The organism is Bacillus sp. FSL M7-1020, assembly GCF_038050415.1.
Classification (GTDB): Bacteria; Bacillota; Bacilli; order Bacillales; family Bacillaceae_G; genus Bacillus_A; species Bacillus_A toyonensis.
The window spans coordinates 1975813-1993572 of record NZ_JBBOTW010000001.1 but is presented as its reverse complement, the minus strand read 5'-3'; the positions used below and the strand labels follow the sequence as shown (position 1 = coordinate 1993572).

The following is a 17760-nucleotide window of genomic DNA, read 5'->3' as shown; positions in this document are numbered from 1 at the left end:
TTTCATCTTTCTGTATAGGAATTTTAAATTTGTCTATACTATAATCAGGCTGTTTCACAGCTATTATTGAATGTTGGAGTACCCTATCTTTTTCTCCCTTTCCCTGGGGCTTAGCAGTTAGCATGAAGCTAGCTGCTATTTCGCATTATTTCTTCCATCTATCAGAAATAATAGAAGCTGGATATTAAAGTTCAGCTTCTATTACATTATTTCAATTACATCTGTAAAACTCATTACGTGAGTTTTATAAAATGCGTCTGTGCACATTATAATCTGCCTTACCGGGTCTATATGAACGACTGTCATATAACTTGTAAGTATGTAGCCATCTTCAAAATATGTCACCAATATTTCTTGCTCAGACAATAATGCCGTTAGCAATTTATCAGAAATTCTTTCTTTTTCTTCATTTGTTACTATCGGCCTTTGCACTTTTAATTTCTCACCAATAACCTTTCTCATACTTAACAATTGTTCCGACATTACTGTAAATGGAACCCACTCTCTTTCTTCTTTCTGCCTCTTTACATGATTCATTTCTTTATCTCCTTGATCATTTATCCACTCTATTTCACACATACTGTTACTCCATCATTTTTAGTAATTACTAAGTTCGTATTTATTTCTAAATTGTATAAGGTCTGCACCAAAAAAAGAACATTCGTTCTAATTATACACGAACCTACGTTCTTTTGAGAAGGAGCATATTTATATTTTTTTCCCTTAAAACAAACTTTTCACTCTCTACACATTGAAACACATTTAGCGAATAAAAAACGATTTCACATAAAGTGAAATCGTTTTTTCTAATACGTTATATTTTCAACTTTATTTTTTTATCTTGACTAGCTTTCTTTCTGAATGAAAGTTTCATTTATTATTCGTCAACAAACTACAACATTATATTCGTTTAATCGAATATAAAATCCCTGCCTACACTACAAACCTTTATTTTTTTGCATGAACCATTCTTAAACGCAAACATACATTATAATGAACGAACTCACAAAATTTAAGAAATTTATAATGTAATTCAATTTATTCCTTATAGGTTTTCTGTGAAAAGAGGGCGATTTCCACACTCTCTTTTCGTACATATCATATTACAATATCAAATACTCCTTTGCTTTCATAATAGTTTGATATCGCTACCATTCATTACATATATTTAGGATGTATGGTTATATGTAACTCTCTCTCCGTTTCTCCTCTTTTCGGATGACGAAAATACTCTATTTCATATTTTAACACTTCATACTCAACCATCCCAATTTTAATCCCTTTCGTTTCTTTTAATATAGCTAATAAATCACTTATATTTTCATCATTCGATTCAAAAACTTTCCCTCCGTCTTCTCTTTGAAAAATCACTTTCATATATTCTCCCTCACTTTCATTTATTCATCTAGTAAATAATACATTTAGAAATATTCATAACAAAAAGAACATCCTTTTTAATAGAATGCTCAACTTTTCACTTCCTATAATATTGCAAATGTTTATTCAAAAATATTATATGTACTATTCTTCAAATTATGTTGATCCACTATAAAAATTTATATACTTAATTTATATGTAATAAAATAATCAAAACATTACTATATCAACATTTTTTAAAACGATTATTATTTCCAATTTCATTTTCCTACAATTTTCCATTGTAATTCTTAATATTTAAATGTAATATTATATTGTCTTACTATCTTTTTTATAACACACACACTAATTAGAAAAGGGAACTCAATATGAGTTCCCTTTTCTAATTCAAGTTACATAATACTTCTAGAGTTTTACCTTTAAAAATTTTATTTTATTTAGTTTTTTGTTTTTTACTTATCCGAATCATTCTAGTATGATTGTGTTTACCGAAGAAGTCTGCATTCTTTTTTCAAAAAAACAAAAAACAGAAGTCTAGCAAAATGCTACATTTCTGTTTTTTTATTCGTATTATTTCTTTTCTAGAAATTTAAATGTCTCTTTATATTCTTTATCATTCACCTTAATATCAGCATCTTTTAATAAATCATTGACTACTTGCTGTTTCCATTTACCTGTCGTATCTTGTAATCTTTGTTGTTCTAAATCTTTACGGATCTTATCCTTCACTTCTTCAAATGGTTTCAACTCTTTTTTATCGGTCACTTTAATAATATGGTAACCGTAAGATGTTTTAACTGGTTCACTTACTTGTCCTGCATTTAATTTATACGCAGCTTCCTCAAATTCTTTAACAGTTTGCCCAGGGCCAAAACCAGCTATTTCCCCGCCCTGTTCCTTTGAACCAGTATCTTCTGAGTACTGCTTCGCTAAAGCGGCAAAATCTTCACCATTATTCACTTTCTCTTTTACTTCTTTAGCGGTTTTTTCATCTTTTACTAAAATATGACTTACCTTCATTTCTGGTTTATAGTTATCTTTTACATCTTTTTCTGTGACAGTCGCTTTAATCGCTTTTTCAAATGCAATTTCTGGTTTCATTTTTTCTTTTAATTCATCTTCGTTTTTTAACCCAAGTTTTTCTAAAGTCTCTTTAAAATTGTCACCCATTTTATCTTTTGCTTCTTTTACTTGTTTTGTTGCTTCCTCATCTGAAACTTTATATTTATCTAGCAGCGCCTTACTTAATACCATTTGATATAATGTACTTTCTCCATATTTTTGTTTTAATTCTTTACTTAACTCTTTCTCTGTAACATTTCCTACTTTTGATGTTACTACGTTGTCTGAGGAACCACATGCAGATAATGCGAGTACCACGCATGAAATAATTGTTCCCAAAAATAGCTTTTTCTTTTTCAATTCAAATACCTCACTTTTATTATTATGCAACGTAACTATACACCGTTATTGTGAAAACAGTGTGTTTTCCATATGTAATTCATTTCATTTGAATCAAATATGTATCATATTTTTTATACACAAATATGAAAAATCTTCTCACTATTTATTAATGAGAAGACTCTTTACGAATGCCTCAAAAACATTTAACGACTAAGGTTACTTAATGATTAAATGTTTTTCCGGTATCCAACTACTTTGTCCGATATCTACCGCATTTTTTACTCTTCCCCACACACGGTAAGATGTTGATCCATCTATATTTCCTTTATAATTAATACATTCAGGCTCTCCATAATAATTCACTCCGTACCCGACAGGATATTTTGAAGAAGCATAATACCATCTCACATCAAAATGGTTTAAATATACCCACTGCTTATCATTCCCTAAGCAAATCATATCTTTATCGCCGCCTCCCCAATAACTGTTTAAAATTAAATGCGGGATTTTCTTAGTGATTGCACCTGTATACTGGGGGTTCACAGGATTTTCATATAAATTTATGCCGTATCCATCAGGATATTTTGAAACTGCAATACCAATACCACTTGATTGCTGCAAATCCACTACATTAGATTGATTTTCTTGATTCGAATCTATAAACCAGGAAAGTGACTTATTTCCTATTAATTGATTCAAATCACATTTCCCGATCCCAGGAACATTCCCCGAATCCGTATATTGCCAAATATCACACGGATACGCCGGCTTATTCCCTCCATAACGAGGAATCCATACAAAATCAGCATCAATATTACGCGCTCCAAACGATACATACGTGTGATGCCCAACATATAAACCTACTTTTTTCGCACCTAAACGACGTAATTCATCTATAAATACTTGTGTCCCGCCTTGCATATCTACCATCGTTTGTACTTCAACATCCGCCACCCAAAACGCAGCAGACTTATCGCCACGATTCCAAAAATCTTGTGCCTCTTTCTTTGCATCTGCAATAGAAATAAAACGACAAAATGCATAATTACCAAACGGAACACTATGCTTCTTCATTGCATTCACATAATTTTGATACATAAAATCCACCGTATTTGAACCATCTTGCACTCTAGCAATAACTAAATCTAGTTGAGGCGCTGCAATTTCCCAATTAATAGTTCCATTCCACTTTGAAATATCAACAATGTAACCCATTACAATTCAACTCCTTTTTATTATCATATTCAAAGCTTGTTTTAGCGTAATCCACATATATCTATTACTATCTATCTATAATATAAATAAGAAGAAATCTTTATTTTTTGAAATATATAATCTTTAAAACTACTTCTTTCAATCTCTCCTCTAACTCATATAATTAGGCGTGAAAATATCAATTTATTTAAAAATGATTTTTCTGTTGATAATATAAAATCTTCTATATGTCCTATGTTTATTTGCTTGTACGTAGAAAACCCCTATATGTGAACTATCTTTTTATAATAGTCTAGCCTAGCACTCATTGTTTATTTCATTTCTATCTGTAATCAACAATTCCATACGCTATCCAGCCTATTTAAAATTGAGTAAAACTATAATTTTTTTACATTTTACCACTGATTGCCAGCAATAAATTTTGGTACAAAATAATATTAATACATAAAAAAAGACATTTCCGATTTTTGAAAATGTCTTTTTGCATCTTAATAAAACAACTTTGGTTCTAAATCTTTATTTTGTAATTGTGGATTTTCACTGTTCATAACGCAACTTGTGGAAAATAATATTGGGATATCACAAACATCATCCTGCATTACATCACGAAACACATTTGCAGCAACACCTGTAAACGTTTGACATAGATTTGAAATATCATCATTAAAAAATTGAATCACTTCCGCTTTAAAAACTGGAAATACAACATTCACTCCACCAGGGAACTGAGGTTGTACCACAACTTGTTCAAAATAAGGATTATTCTCTAACGCTACTTGAAATAAATGCGCAATTTCAAATGCATCTAGTGGACAAGGAAATGGATTTACAATTTCATTTTCATTATTCGTTACAATAACCGTTACACTTACATTTCCAAATTGTACAGAAGATTTTAGAAGCGTTGCTAATGCTCTCGCTTTTTCATTACTTAACGCATGCACTAAAATAATATAATTCCCGCCAACCGGAATAAGTGGCCCCACTGTAACTGTTGGATCAGCACCAATTGAATTTCTTAGTTCATTAAAATGTGTGATCCACGGTGGTGAAAGCTGTGGCTGAGCTTGTACATTTTCTTGCATTCTTTTATTACCTCCTCATACTATTCTTACTACCGTAATATGTATCAGGACATAAAATGCATTAGATAATCAAATCATTTTTCATATTATATTAATTATACATTTCATAGAGTATTCTCCGCTTTTCCCCACATGTTTATGTACTTATACGACAATGAGGTTCTATATTATAATCAACTTAACAAAGATTTCATATTATATAAATACACCTTAATAATCATTTAAATCAAAAGGTGAAGCACATATAATGTGGAATATTAGGAGCTGATTTCATGAAAAAAGAACCTATCGTGTTCAAAGTTCCACCGAATTCAAAACTAAAAGTTACATTTTTCGGTCCTTGTAACGAAGTAATTACAAATGTTTCTATAATTAATCAACTACTCACCCCTAAATGCCAAACTATCACGCAATATCCAACCTTTAAGAAATATGTAACTGAAGTACAATCATTATCCCATTGTTAGTCCCCATCATGCACGATTTTCACAACTTTGTTACCTAGATTATTTCGAAAGAAAACAACTACATCCCTAAACTAAAATTACTCATTTCATGATATTCCATTGATAATTTATTGATTCTTTACACATTTTCATTAAACACGCATATATTATCCTATGGAGATTATCCACTCATAAAACCTATCTTTCTTTTGAGCATACTTTTTATGTATGCTCTTTTTTTATATCCATCGTGTGGATTCGACAATAACCTTCTATATATTATACTCTCACTATTACCATTCATTTCTCTTCTATTATATCTAATTCATAAAACACTCATATAATAAACGAAATTAAATCTGATTGCTTATATATTTTAGAAAAACAATAAAAAGCCCACACTATTTAGTGAGGGTCTTAACAAACTTTCTATAAAACATCTACTTATCAGCTCCATTCAATTGGAGAAGGAAACCTTGCCGCTTCAAAATGAACAGTATTTAAACCATTAACGTTTTGTACAATAACGCCATCAATACTACTTTCTGCGAAAATTCCAACTACATCCCCTGCTTCTAATTGAAGAATAGAAGTGACTGAAACATCATTATTAAAAAATACCCCTGTCCCAAAGTAATCATTATCTATAGCTATTGCTGTATTTCCATTTACACGAATTTCTACTCTAGCTCTGTAATTCACATTAATATCATTTGGTGAGAATGTTATATTCCCTAATACACTATACACCCCTCTAGTCTTAGGCATAAAAGTGGATGTTACTGGATTATATTCATTTGCTAAATCAAATTGTTCATTTTGAAATAACACTTTAACAGACGTATTTGCCAGAATAGGTTGATTAACTGTATTCACAGCTCTAAATGCCGACGCTCTTACAAGCTCCTCTTTCTTATTACCACAACAATTTACTTTTACATACTTCCCATCACATTGACTACTTTTCCTATAACAATCATGACTCTTCTTTTTGTACTCGTTACAATACTTACAGTAATAATAAGACGTAGTAAGTCCCCCTTTAAATTTATTATTACATACTATGCAAAATTGATTAGAAAAGCTTGGATGAGCAGTTACTATTATTAATAAAAAAATGAATCCCCACCTGTTTGGTGAGGATCTATTATTAAACTTCTATTCATTTTTAAATTACCTACTTTATTTAGTAGGAGACGGAAATCTTGCCGCTTCAAAGTGCGAACCATCTTCTAAGGGGCTTAAAACACCATCTATACTACTTTGTGCATAAATCTCAACTGTATCTCCTGCATTCAATTGAATGATTGTTGAAACACTTACAACATTTCCAAAACCTATTGGACCAAAAAAGTCATTATCTATAGCTATTGCTGCATTTCCATTCACACGAATTTCTACACGAGCTCTATAATTTAAATTTGTATCGTTTGGAAAGAAACCAATCGTTCCAATAATAGAATATACGCCTTTCGTCTTCGGCATAAAAATAGACGTTGCTGGATTATACTCATTTGCTAAATCAAATTGTTCATTTTGGAATGACACTTTCACAAAAGTATTAGCAGGAACATTTTGATTTACAGTATTTCTAGCTCTAAATGCTGATGCCCTAACAAGGTTATCCTTGTTGGCATGACACTTACTAGTGTTATTACGACAATCATGTTGCTTCTTTTTATAATCCTTACAATACTTACAGTAGTAATAACAGGACATACTCGTTCCCCTTTCAAGCTTATTACTACATATTATGCAAGATTGATTAGAGAGGTTTGGACTAGCTATTCTTATTTTTAAAAGGGTGCTTTTTACTTGCACCCTTTTGTATTCATTTTATTCCTCTATATTTATAAATTGAATACTGTTCCATATGGAATTGAAGTAAAAGCAATTCCATATGGTGTAAAATGTTGCGTTGGGTAAAAATACTCCATTGAGGAATAATACGGTTGTATACCTTGCTGCATTTGCATTTGTTGTTGCATTTGCATTTGTTGTTGCATTTGCAATGCTTGTTGAACAGCTTGAACTGTACTTTGTGCCCCGCTATACGTTATAGCCGTACCATACGCTGGTCGTATGCCAACTTGAGAATCCACATATGAATAAAACATTAATTTCAACTCACTTTCGAATAAGTTATTACAAAGTATGTTATGTATAATTATTTCAGTGAGTGCTAAGAGCTAGTCTACTAGCCTTTAGCACGTTTTTCATTTTAAACGTTTCTATTGCCCTCCTAATTTCCTATTTCACTTCCAAGCTTCATCTGCTAATAATACTTTAACTATTAAAGGTGATTTTATGATCCAAAAATAAATGTACCTCAAATAAAAAACTATATGTGGCTAGCTCTATCAGCCCTCCTTATATAGGTGAACTTACAACCTTTTTCATACATTCTTAATTTATTAGTATTTGTGAATGAAAAGTCACTTCATATATTTTGGAGGGACTTTTCATTCACGATTTTCCGATAATTCCTTAACAAAATAAAAAAGTAGCTTTTAGGCTACTTTAAATTGCTTTTATCCCCAAGAGAAATGATATATATATTCTCCCGTTACACTTTCATTAATCCCAGTAATCCTTACAAATCGCATTAAGTCTGCTCCTTGAAGAAAATACATCGTAAGTGTAACTGGTACCTGTGACCACATAAATTGATAAAGCTCGTTCACTCTCTGCTTTGTTGAAACAGTTACATCATATACAGGACCATTATTCCACGCAGAAGTTTGAACTGCAGTGAACGGAAGGTCTTTCCCATTTACCACTATTCTTGCCACACTTTGAGTTATGTCCACAACAATCTCCTCCGCTATTCCAAAATTAGACCTGTTTCCATACTCATATTCTTATAAATATTCGTAGCTTTAATAAATGCTTGAGGAAAACCTCTATTCAAATTAATTTATTTTATAAAATAAAAAAGCAGCCTACTCATCATACGAGTAGGCCTCTTTTTTTCGCTTTACATAGGCTTATTTGTATTTACATAGTATGTTTACTTAACAGTATATGCCCAGCCTTTACGGTCAAGATAATCAGTGAATGCTTTTAATTGAGTATCGCTAGTTGGATCAGTTACAGGATAAACATAGCCATCACTTCTAAGAATTAAGTTACCTGTCATCTTAACTGAGTTTAAAGCACTTACTAATTCAGCCAAGTTTTCTTTACCTATTCCACCAACTTCGACAATATTACGTTTTTGAGGTGGTTGGCTACCTCCACCAGATTGTCCAGTTAAAGCAAAAACGATTGAATTAGCGATTTTATCAACATCCCATTTTGCCATATCGGAATCATTATCAATGAATCCTAATTCGATAAGAATAGCTGGTGCTTTAGTCCCATTCAATACTGCTAAATCTTTACGTTGTTTCGCACCACGATCACGCCATCCAATATCTTTTGCTAGTTGAGCTGAAATTTTAGATGCTAGTTCATTCTGATCATAATACAGCACTTCAACACCCTGCCCAGTCCCATCACTTGCATTAAGGTGAAAAGCAATAGCTAAATCTACAACATGTGAATTACTATTACGAATAATATTATTTAAATTTTGAGCTTGAGTGCTTCCTACTTCGTCCGTATCATCATAGACTGTGTGTCCTAAAGCTTTTAACTTGGCCGCAACCGCATCTTTAACTTGACGATCCAAAACATGCTCTTTCCGATTTCCCCAGTTAGCCCCTTGTACAATACTATTGTGTCCTCCATGTAAACTATAACGCGCCATTACTCAACATCTCCTTTTTTATTAGTATATTCAGAGATTTCCTCATGGTCTGTCCATATACCTAAGTCCATACCAAGTGCAGACAAATAAGGCGCTAATTCATCTAAAATCTTTTCGCATACCGAATTTAATATAATAAAATTCAAGTAAAGAAAAAACCGCAACCCATTTTTTCAGTTACGGAATCTTTTTTGTATTCTCTTTTGAAAAATTCATTATGAATCACTCTCACTTTCTAATTATCTAGTCCATTTAGTTTTAATGTCACTCTATTAACGATACTTCCCCATAAATATCTAAAGAAATTTCTAATCATGCCATCCCAGCTACTTGCAAAAAATGAAGAAAAAGCTTATAAAGAAAAGTGAGGTTCCTGATATTCGGTTTCATAATCTAAAGCAATCCCTTAACATTAATGTTGCAATAATGTATTTAACTAAAGATCGTAAGCGAATGATTAGGACATGAAAGAGTAGGCAACACATTAGACACCTACTCACAAGTTGTACCAGACCTACAAGAAAAAGCAGTCGAAGATTTTGCAAACAATCTATTTCAAAAATACTAATGTTTGCAATTACGGATTTCGCATACAAATACTAGCTTATCCGTGTAACATTGAGAGGAGTCAAAAACATGAGAGAAATCAAGTCTGAAAAAGAATTCAAAGACATCATCGCAAGTGAGGAGCCAGTAGTTGTTAAGTTCTTTACTACATGGTGCCCAGATTGTGTACGCATGGACAACTTTATCGGAGAGGTAATGGAAGAGTTCAATAAGTTTGAATGGTATTCTATTAATAAAGATGAGTTCCCAAGTATCGCTGAAGAGTATCAAGTAATGGGTATTCCAAGTTTACTTGTATATCAAAATGGCGAGAAGCTAGGCCACTTACATAGTGCTAATGCAAAAACTGAAGAGCAAGTTACTGAGTTTTTAGAAGCATACTAAGATGAAAATCCTCTGAAAAATATTTTTCAGAGGATTTTCATCTTTTTTCACAATTATTGTCGTAGCTCTTTCTTCATGACCAATGTATATAATTACACTCCTTTCCCCCTTCATCCCCTAAGTATAGATGTATACGTTCGTATCACCACTTTCATATGTAATTAATATATCGTATTGTCGTATTTCGCCACTTTCCTTTTGTTTTTTCATTTCAATCCAAAAATTATGAACCCCATTGATTATTTGTTTGTTTTCTATGTTCATTACATATCTTTCATTTAATCCACCGTATCCTTTACATGTAGATATTGATCATTTAGAAATATAATACTTCTTCACAATTTCATCATTTGATGAATTACATCCAGTCATTATTAGAAAAATACATAGTAAGAAAAGTATTCGTTTCTACATCCACCTACCATCGTATCCCTTTCATTGTGAATGATTCCCAATTATATTCATACCCTCACTTTGTACTTTTCAACATATTTTTCCTTAACGAAACATTGTTACCCCCTACTTAAAAAGCTATAAAGTGTCAACAATGTTTGTATAGACCCACACGAGTTTCATTTGATACTCTATGTATAGAAAGAAATTCCTTTAAAGAAAGGTGCGTGATTAAAATGGATACTCTTTCTCATAAAGAAGCTGATAAAGGTGCTATTGTCAGCATTATGGCCTACATATTTTTATCCTCTATGAAAATTATCATCAGTTATATTACCCTCTCTAGCGCATTACGTGCTGACGGTTTGAATAACTTAACGGATATTGGTGCCTCTTTAGCAATATTAATCGGTTTAAAAATTTCTCGTAAACCTCGAGATCCAGATCATCCATATGGGCATTCGCGTGCAGAACAAATAGCTTCGCTTGTTGCTTCTTTCATTATGGCAACGGTCGGATTAGAAGTTGTTATTAGTGCCATTCAATCATTTTTAAATCCGAAACAAGCTGCGCCCAATGTACTTGCTGCATGGGTAGCTTTATTTTCTGCTGTCGTTATGTACTGTGTATTTAGGTATACGAAAAAGATTGCAATTCGAACAAAGAGTAAATCATTAGAAGCTGCCGCAAAGGATAATTTATCAGATGCGCTCGTAAGTATTGGTACAGTTGTAGGCATTGTCGGCTCACAGTTCCAAATGCCTATTTTAGATCCTATTGCCGCTCTAATTGTCGGCCTTATTATTTGTAAAACTGCATGGGAAATTTTCGTAGAAGCTTCTCATATGCTAACAGATGGCATTGATCCTAATAAAATGGAAGAATATGCTGATGCTATTGAGCATATTTCTGGTGTGGAAAACATTGTAGATATTCGAGCGCGTATGTACGGGAATCAAACGTACGTTGATATTACAATCGAGGTAGACGCTCGTATGGATGTTGGAGAAAGTCACTGTATTACTGACAACATCGAAGCCATGCTTCGAAAAAAATTCGGAATTTACCATGCCCACATTCATGTTGAACCAATGGAAAAAGAACCTATTATGACATAGGTTCTTTTTTTATAAACGCTTTATGAAATATAACACATAAAACGAGCCAGCTACCGCCAGCTGCCCATCCTGCTAATATGTCAGATGGAAAATGCACGCCAAGATATATTCGGCTAACTGAAATAGATAATACAACAAAGCTTGCTATAAGAATAATCAACAGTTTTTTATGCAATGAAATACGCTCTTCAGTAATTGTGACGTATGCAATAAATCCTAAAAAAGCAGTAGCATTCATCGTATGACCGCTCGGAAAACTATATCCAGTTGCAGTAACAAGCTGCGTTACATCAGGTCTTGCCCGTTCATACCATAGTTTAAGCATACTGTTTAAATAACGAGATCCGTAGTAATTAATTGTTAGAAGTAATGCACTAAGCAACTTTTTTCTAACGAGAAAATACATTACAAGAATAATGAGTAACGGAAAATATATTCTTTTGGAACCGATAAAGGACACCCAAGTAAAATAGGTTGTCAAATAATCGTTTCGAAAACTTTGAATAAAGTGTGCAACTATATTGTCAAATTTCTCAATACAAGCGGTATGATACGAAAGTGATAGTGCGACAAAACAAATGAGTAGAGTAAAGCTTAACAAGTATAAATGTCGATATCGTTTCACATACATAACCTCACTATGCAAAAAAATGGAGCGGTTGTTTTAGTTTTCCTCTCCATTTCTTTTTTATGCATAGTTTATTAAAAAATATAATTGTTAATTTTTTGCTGCATCGTTGGGATATCTTCATTCGTTACTGTAAAGCGAATAACCTTCTCATCCAGATCAAGTGCTTCTGCAAATAAACCTGCCAATCCACGTGATTTTCTATCTACTTCCATAATGATTTCTAACCGATCGTGGGAACTTGGCAAGATTAATAATTCTAATTCATCTAATTTCCCATAATACTGTCCTGAAACAGGAATAAACTCAAACTCTTGTGCGAATGGTACTTGCTTACGTAATCGATATGGTAATTCTTCGCATTCTATATGACGCGCTTTAAAACCTAATTGATTTACACTCTCTAATACACTGTTCAATAGTGCATTTGGCAACACTTGAATGTAATCACGGTCACTTGGATCAATACTATTTTTAATATCAAGGCCTGTATGAACCCAAACCGTTTTCATTCCAAGTGTTAGTGGTGCTTCAATTGGCATCTTAAATGAAAATGGAATTTCTTTCTTTTCATTTGGCTCTACAGAAAATGGATCTGTTAAACGAACTCGCTCTAAGTCAAACGTTGCTGTTACTTTTTTATCATCCACTTCTCTTACATATGATGTAGATAACGTTAAGTAAATGCTTTCAATTTGTTGGCTAACTGATCCCCCAGTTATACGAACCTTCCCTACTATCGTTTCTCCAACTACATACTCCTCTTTTTCAAGAACAGTATCTACTTTTGCACTACCAATGCCAACACTCGCTAAAAACTTTTGAAACATGGAGTCTCCATCCTTTCTAAAGCAAAAGCTATATCTTTTTTTAAATCTTGTACATTCTCATAGTACGGTGTTTTTATTTGTAACATTCGCATCAATATTTCACGATTATCATTTTTCAAAGTTAACTCTTCATACCATGGCTTTTCATGTTTTTCAATAGATTCATATCCTGCATATAATAAAAATAACGAGAAATGGCCAAGCGCATAAAAATCGCTACGAAAGTGAACTTCTCGCATCAAAGCTTGTTCACCTTCATACGTTGTAGCTCGCTCATCATCCTCACCTTTATATTTAGCTAATCCAAAATCAATAATACTAATTTGATTTTCTTTCATTAATATGTTCGGAATACGTAAATCTCGGTGAATAATACCTTTACTATGAAAAACTGAAACAATTCCTAATATTTCATATAAAATTTCAAAAACTTCACGTTCTTTATATACACGCCCATCTGAGAAAATATAATCTTCAAAATTTTCACCAGGCATATATTCCATCACAAAAAAGCTTTTTTTCTCCCATAAGAACTGATCATAGAAACTAGGAATTGCTTGATGATTCAATGTTTGTAAAATCATTTTCTCTTGCTCAAATGATTTTCTACCAGACTCATATCTTTGTTTACTTTGTCTTAACTGTTTTAAGACTTTATATCTATTTATTTGTAAATCATTAACGACATATGTAACCCCATAACTGCCCATTCCAATTACTGATTCAATTTTATAACGTTCTGCTACAATTGTATTTTTTCGCAGTGGTCTATCAAATAAAGCTAGTACACGATGCCATTTCATCAGCTACTTGAAAAGAAGCTACGGCTTTTACGTTTTCTTTTATAATGTTGGTGTCCATAACCAGAAGAACGTCGCTTATAGTCACTACTTGAATAAGAGCGCCCTCTATGACGATAATCACTACTCGAATACGAACGATTTTTTTTCTTTCCTAATAAAGAATCAATAATTTTTTTGAACATCCCTTCACCTCTTTAGTAAAATTTTCTCTTAATTATACCAATAATTTATAAGCACATTTGTGACAAGTTTGTAAAGAGTAAAAAACGACGAGTTTAGCCCGCCGTTACTTTCAATCTTCCTCTTCATCAAAAACTTCGTCAATCATGCATTTCTCTAATAAATACTCGAATGTAATATCTGCGAGATCTTCAATTTCCTCTCGCTTTGGGACGTATCCCCTTTCAATTAGTTGCTCATAAAAAAACTCCGCAATCTCTTCCGTATCAATTACGACTTCAATTTCCTTCATGAGCATCACTCCTTTATTTCTGTTTTATGAAAAAATCTCAAAATTATGTATATGAGATTAGAAAAATAGTTTTTCTTTTTTTATAGGTCATATCATTTGGACGAGGTGCATACGATGGTAGTACAAGCTATCCAAAAGGGGGAAATAATAATGGAATACCAATACGAAGTAGAACAAACAAAAGAAGAGTTCATGCATGAAGATCAATGGGCAGACTCTCTTATTAAATGGCTTTTTATTTTTTTAATAATTGTAGGCATACCTTATACTGCATATGTTGTTGTTCAATTTATTCTCTCTGTCTAGTTAACTATTTTTTCTCTGTCAATTTAACTAAATAATTATGAACAACATCCATAACAATTTTATATTCTTCATCTTTAAATGTATCAAATAACAATTGATAATCGTTATAAATATCAAGTAACCCATCTATGATTTCTTGACGATTTGTCTTAACACTCACTTTTTTCGAGTTGTTAATTGACTTTAATTTTCCTAAATCCAATTTATTCATGCCGGCTTTATCTTGTTTCATTTTCTTCAAAATTGCATTTGCCGTTTGAGCATTGGCAAGTAAAGTTAAATCTGATTCATCCGCTTCTAACCATTCACCATCCGTAATTCGTGATAACTCATATATCGTATCTTCCCATGCGTCATTTTTGTATCTCCATACCTCTGTACGAAAACCAACAATACGGAAAACATCTTTATCATATCCAGTCACTTGCACGAGATCACCAAAGGTGAAATTATAATTTAATTCAATCCACTCCGTATCGCCCTTTTTCATTTCTTGCTCTGTAACGTGCTGCAATGTTTGTTCTACATAAAATCCATCGTGATTATTGACTTCGTATACATAAACCCCATCTAAAACTTTCATATTTGTGATTTTACCAACGGTTCCATATAGCGTAATCACGACTATGTCCCCTACGTTGTATTTAGGTTGTTTTTTTCTTGCCATCTCTATCTCTCCTTTTTTTGACGTCGTGATTTTGATAACAGTATATGCAACCTACTTAAAAACGCTTATCACAGAAGCTTATATTCATAAATTTTTTCGATAAAAAAATATCACTACATAAAATTTATGTGAAACGCAAAAAAAGCTAGTAAATAGACTAGCTTTAAATCAAGACATTTCATATAAAAAAACATACAGAATACTTCACTTTCAAAAAGTAATGTATTCTGTATGTTTTCAAATCGTTTTTATCCTTCTTGTATGTATAAATCCCACGCTTCATCAAATATAGACATACTTTCTAGCATTCCACTTAACTCTAAGTATGAACTAATTTCATCATAGTCTTCAGATTGCTTCGGAAAACTTAAATCATCATACATTGCCTCTGCTAAATCTGAAATTTCATTTCTAAATAAAGCTGCGCGATGCTTCATCATATAATGGTAAAATGTCTTTTTCAAAAATATTCCCTGCCTTTCTAACTTGGATACATTATACAAGGCAAAAAAGAAAAAAACCAGCATAAAAGCTGGTTAAAAGTCGAAATAATTTCTTTTTAATAGTCTTGGTCTTCCCATTAACTCTTCATATGTTAGTTGTTTTGGCAAATCTTTCGTATAAATTAAAAACAACTGATCTTCAATTTCTTTTACAGTATGGTCTGCTTGATAGTCCATTCCACATGAGGAACAAGAAATACATGGTGTCTTTTGGATTTCAATGGCTTTCGTACCATCTGGTAGTTCCCAATACACAGTATTCAAGCTTTCTTTCGCTTCTGTACTGTCACACCACATACAATTCATACTGCATCACCCTCAGTTTTTTTGTCGTTTTCTTCTAATTTAGCCATTTGCGATTGATATTTTTTATCTTTTAATTGGTCTCGCTTATCACGTTTATCTTTTAAAGATGCATGCGTATCATTATCTTCATAGTCTTTACGACGGTTCATACGCTGTAAATCATCTGGAACAAGGTTAAATTTCTTATCGCTCATAAGACCTGCAATACCAACATCTGAACGTTTTTCTTCATAGTTCGGATAAATTTCTTTAAAGTAACCTTCAGCTCTTCCTGGAATGTAGCTCTCTGGTTCTGGATACGTCGTAATAACCCCTTCAAAGTTACGAAGTACAACTTTATCCGCACTTTGTGAAATTAAATAGTTTGGCTGAAGCGCAATTTTTCCGCCTCCGCCCGGTGCATCCACAACGAATGTCGGTACTGCATAGCCAGAAGTATGTCCACGTAAGCCTTCAATAATTTCAAGACCTTTAGAAACTGGTGCACGGAAATGTCCAATACCTTCAGATAAGTCACATTGGTAAATGTAATATGGACGTACACGGATTTTTACTAAGTCATGCATTAGCTTTTTCATAATTGGAACGCTATCGTTAATACCTGCTAAAATTACCGCTTGGTTTCCAATTGGAACACCCGCGTTCGCTAGCATTTCACATGCTTTTTTCGATTCCTCTGTAATTTCAATAGAAGTGTTGAAATGTGTATTTAACCATACTGGATGGTACTTTTTAATAATGTTACATAAGTTTTCTGTAATACGTTGCGGGAATACTACTGGTGCTCTCGTTCCGATACGAATAATTTCAACATGCGGAATCTCTCGTAAATTTTTTAATACGTATTCTAAAATTTTATCATTAATTAGAAGACCGTCACCACCAGAGATTAAAACGTCACGTACTTGTGGTGTTTCACTAATATAAGCAATCGCATCGTCTAATTGTTTCTTCGGTACACCCATTCCAATTTGTCCACTAAAACGACGGCGTGTACAGTAACGACAATACATAGAACATTGATTCGTTACTAAGAATAATACGCGGTCAGGATAACGATGTGTTAGCCCTGGAACTGGTGAATCTTCATCTTCATGAAGTGGATCTTCTAAATCATATTTCGTTTTATATAACTCTTCCGAGATCGGTACAGATTGCATCCGAATCGGACAGCGTGGGTCATCAGGATTCATTAGCCAAGCATAATACGGTGTAATATTTAACGGGATCGTTTTCGTTGAAATTTTAACGCCCTCTTCTTCTTCAGGTGTTAAGTTAATCACTTTCCTTAAGTCATCTAACGTTTTGATCGTATTCGTTAATTGCCAAACCCAATCATTCCATTGCTCTTCAGTAACATCTTTCCATAATTCGATATCCTTCCAGTGACGATTTGGTTTGTATACATCATGTAACATTGCTATTCCCCCTTTTTATACGCTCATCCTTTATATAAGCAATTGTTATGCCAACTTCATATTCTTGATAAGTAAATGTGCGAAATA

The 17760-nt window shown here is 32.8% G+C and carries 23 protein-coding genes; 4 read left to right on the top strand and 19 right to left on the bottom strand.

Annotated features, from left to right (window positions below; genetic code table 11):
* Positions 1-201 precede the first annotated feature (201 nt).
* The 5 genes from MHB70_RS10235 to MHB70_RS10215 all read right to left on the bottom strand — a co-directional run bounded on the left by MHB70_RS10235 (position 202) and on the right by MHB70_RS10215 (position 5081).
* Positions 202-537 (bottom strand): YolD-like family protein, encoded by a 336-nt coding sequence (locus tag MHB70_RS10235; protein WP_033658415.1) that lies wholly within the window; start codon positions 535-537, stop codon positions 202-204.
* A 621-nt stretch (positions 538-1158) separates the two neighbouring features.
* A complete protein-coding gene (locus MHB70_RS10230) occupies positions 1159-1377 on the bottom strand; it encodes a hypothetical protein (RefSeq protein ID WP_000864289.1) in 219 nt (72 codons plus the stop codon).
* A gap of 570 nt (positions 1378-1947) precedes the next feature.
* Complete coding sequence (locus MHB70_RS10225) at positions 1948-2799, bottom strand: peptidylprolyl isomerase PrsA (protein ID WP_000727478.1); 852 nt, start codon at positions 2797-2799, stop codon at positions 1948-1950.
* 198 nt (positions 2800-2997) lie between these two features.
* Positions 2998-3996: a glycoside hydrolase family 25 protein gene (locus tag MHB70_RS10220; protein WP_061529950.1), complete on the bottom strand. Its 999-nt coding sequence runs from the start codon at positions 3994-3996 to the stop codon at positions 2998-3000.
* Between the two features lie 488 nt (positions 3997-4484).
* The gene (locus tag MHB70_RS10215; RefSeq protein ID WP_001157702.1) at positions 4485-5081 is read right to left on the bottom strand and encodes a hypothetical protein; all 597 of its coding nucleotides are present in this window, start codon (positions 5079-5081) and stop codon (positions 4485-4487) included.
* A gap of 272 nt (positions 5082-5353) precedes the next feature.
* Between MHB70_RS10215 and MHB70_RS10210 the strand changes: the two genes are divergently transcribed.
* The gene (locus MHB70_RS10210; RefSeq protein WP_061529949.1) at positions 5354-5548 is read left to right on the top strand and encodes a hypothetical protein; all 195 of its coding nucleotides are present in this window, start codon (positions 5354-5356) and stop codon (positions 5546-5548) included.
* Between the two features lie 426 nt (positions 5549-5974).
* Here the strand turns inward: MHB70_RS10210 and MHB70_RS10205 are convergent, their stop codons facing one another.
* From MHB70_RS10205 to MHB70_RS10185, 5 genes are all read right to left on the bottom strand, one after another.
* Complete coding sequence (locus MHB70_RS10205; RefSeq protein WP_080451844.1) at positions 5975-6592, bottom strand: hypothetical protein; 618 nt, start codon at positions 6590-6592, stop codon at positions 5975-5977.
* A gap of 117 nt (positions 6593-6709) precedes the next feature.
* The gene (locus MHB70_RS10200; RefSeq protein ID WP_001278084.1) at positions 6710-7246 is read right to left on the bottom strand and encodes a C1q-like domain-containing protein; all 537 of its coding nucleotides are present in this window, start codon (positions 7244-7246) and stop codon (positions 6710-6712) included.
* A 131-nt stretch (positions 7247-7377) separates the two neighbouring features.
* On the bottom strand, positions 7378-7644 hold the full coding sequence (locus tag MHB70_RS10195) for a DUF3947 family protein (RefSeq protein WP_000500115.1): 267 nt from the start codon (positions 7642-7644) through the stop codon (positions 7378-7380).
* A gap of 414 nt (positions 7645-8058) precedes the next feature.
* Positions 8059-8337, bottom strand: a complete 279-nt coding sequence (locus tag MHB70_RS10190) for a hypothetical protein (protein ID WP_002093762.1) — start codon at positions 8335-8337, stop codon at positions 8059-8061.
* 200 nt (positions 8338-8537) lie between these two features.
* Positions 8538-9278, bottom strand: a complete 741-nt coding sequence (locus tag MHB70_RS10185; protein WP_000135303.1) for an N-acetylmuramoyl-L-alanine amidase — start codon at positions 9276-9278, stop codon at positions 8538-8540.
* 636 nt (positions 9279-9914) lie between these two features.
* On the opposite strand from MHB70_RS10185, the gene MHB70_RS10175 reads away from it, so the two are divergent.
* Both MHB70_RS10175 and MHB70_RS10170 read left to right on the top strand, forming a co-directional pair.
* Positions 9915-10229: a thioredoxin family protein gene (locus tag MHB70_RS10175; RefSeq protein ID WP_001206937.1), complete on the top strand. Its 315-nt coding sequence runs from the start codon at positions 9915-9917 to the stop codon at positions 10227-10229.
* A gap of 629 nt (positions 10230-10858) precedes the next feature.
* Positions 10859-11740: a cation diffusion facilitator family transporter gene (locus MHB70_RS10170; RefSeq protein WP_000380382.1), complete on the top strand. Its 882-nt coding sequence runs from the start codon at positions 10859-10861 to the stop codon at positions 11738-11740.
* Here the strand turns inward: MHB70_RS10170 and MHB70_RS10165 are convergent.
* From MHB70_RS10165 to MHB70_RS10145, 5 genes are all read right to left on the bottom strand, one after another.
* The gene (locus MHB70_RS10165) at positions 11730-12365 is read right to left on the bottom strand and encodes a phosphatase PAP2 family protein (RefSeq protein WP_002093763.1); all 636 of its coding nucleotides are present in this window, start codon (positions 12363-12365) and stop codon (positions 11730-11732) included. The two genes, MHB70_RS10170 and MHB70_RS10165, sit on opposite strands and share 11 nt — an antisense overlap.
* Before the next feature lie 77 nt (positions 12366-12442).
* Positions 12443-13198, bottom strand: coding sequence for a sporulation protein (locus MHB70_RS10160; protein WP_000486638.1), 756 nt, complete (start codon positions 13196-13198; stop codon positions 12443-12445).
* Complete coding sequence (locus MHB70_RS10155) at positions 13180-14001, bottom strand: serine/threonine protein kinase (RefSeq protein WP_000871042.1); 822 nt, start codon at positions 13999-14001, stop codon at positions 13180-13182. The genes MHB70_RS10160 and MHB70_RS10155 overlap by 19 nt, the downstream gene beginning before the upstream one ends.
* Positions 14001-14183, bottom strand: a complete 183-nt coding sequence (locus MHB70_RS10150) for a hypothetical protein (RefSeq protein WP_000473369.1) — start codon at positions 14181-14183, stop codon at positions 14001-14003. Before MHB70_RS10150 ends, MHB70_RS10155 begins: the two co-directional genes overlap by 1 nt.
* Positions 14184-14293: 110 nt before the next feature.
* A complete protein-coding gene (locus tag MHB70_RS10145; RefSeq protein WP_000658452.1) occupies positions 14294-14473 on the bottom strand; it encodes a YozD family protein in 180 nt (59 codons plus the stop codon).
* 150 nt (positions 14474-14623) lie between these two features.
* Between MHB70_RS10145 and MHB70_RS10140 the strand changes: the two genes are divergently transcribed.
* Positions 14624-14779: a DUF3930 family protein gene (locus MHB70_RS10140; protein ID WP_000456536.1), complete on the top strand. Its 156-nt coding sequence runs from the start codon at positions 14624-14626 to the stop codon at positions 14777-14779.
* Between the two features lie 4 nt (positions 14780-14783).
* Here MHB70_RS10140 and MHB70_RS10135 read toward each other — a convergent pair whose 3' ends face one another.
* From MHB70_RS10135 to ablA, 4 genes are all read right to left on the bottom strand, one after another.
* A complete protein-coding gene (locus MHB70_RS10135) occupies positions 14784-15446 on the bottom strand; it encodes a hypothetical protein (protein ID WP_000101503.1) in 663 nt (220 codons plus the stop codon).
* A 248-nt stretch (positions 15447-15694) separates the two neighbouring features.
* Positions 15695-15910 carry a YozE family protein gene (locus MHB70_RS10130; RefSeq protein ID WP_000750718.1) on the bottom strand — a complete coding sequence of 72 codons (216 nt, stop codon included), beginning with the start codon at positions 15908-15910 and terminating at the stop codon, positions 15695-15697.
* Between the two features lie 72 nt (positions 15911-15982).
* Positions 15983-16255: a YokU family protein gene (locus tag MHB70_RS10125; RefSeq protein ID WP_000995765.1), complete on the bottom strand. Its 273-nt coding sequence runs from the start codon at positions 16253-16255 to the stop codon at positions 15983-15985.
* Positions 16252-17673 carry a lysine 2,3-aminomutase gene (gene ablA / locus MHB70_RS10120; RefSeq protein WP_000902144.1) on the bottom strand — a complete coding sequence of 474 codons (1422 nt, stop codon included), beginning with the start codon at positions 17671-17673 and terminating at the stop codon, positions 16252-16254. The genes MHB70_RS10125 and ablA overlap by 4 nt, the downstream gene beginning before the upstream one ends.
* Between the last annotated feature and the right edge of the window lie 87 nt (positions 17674-17760).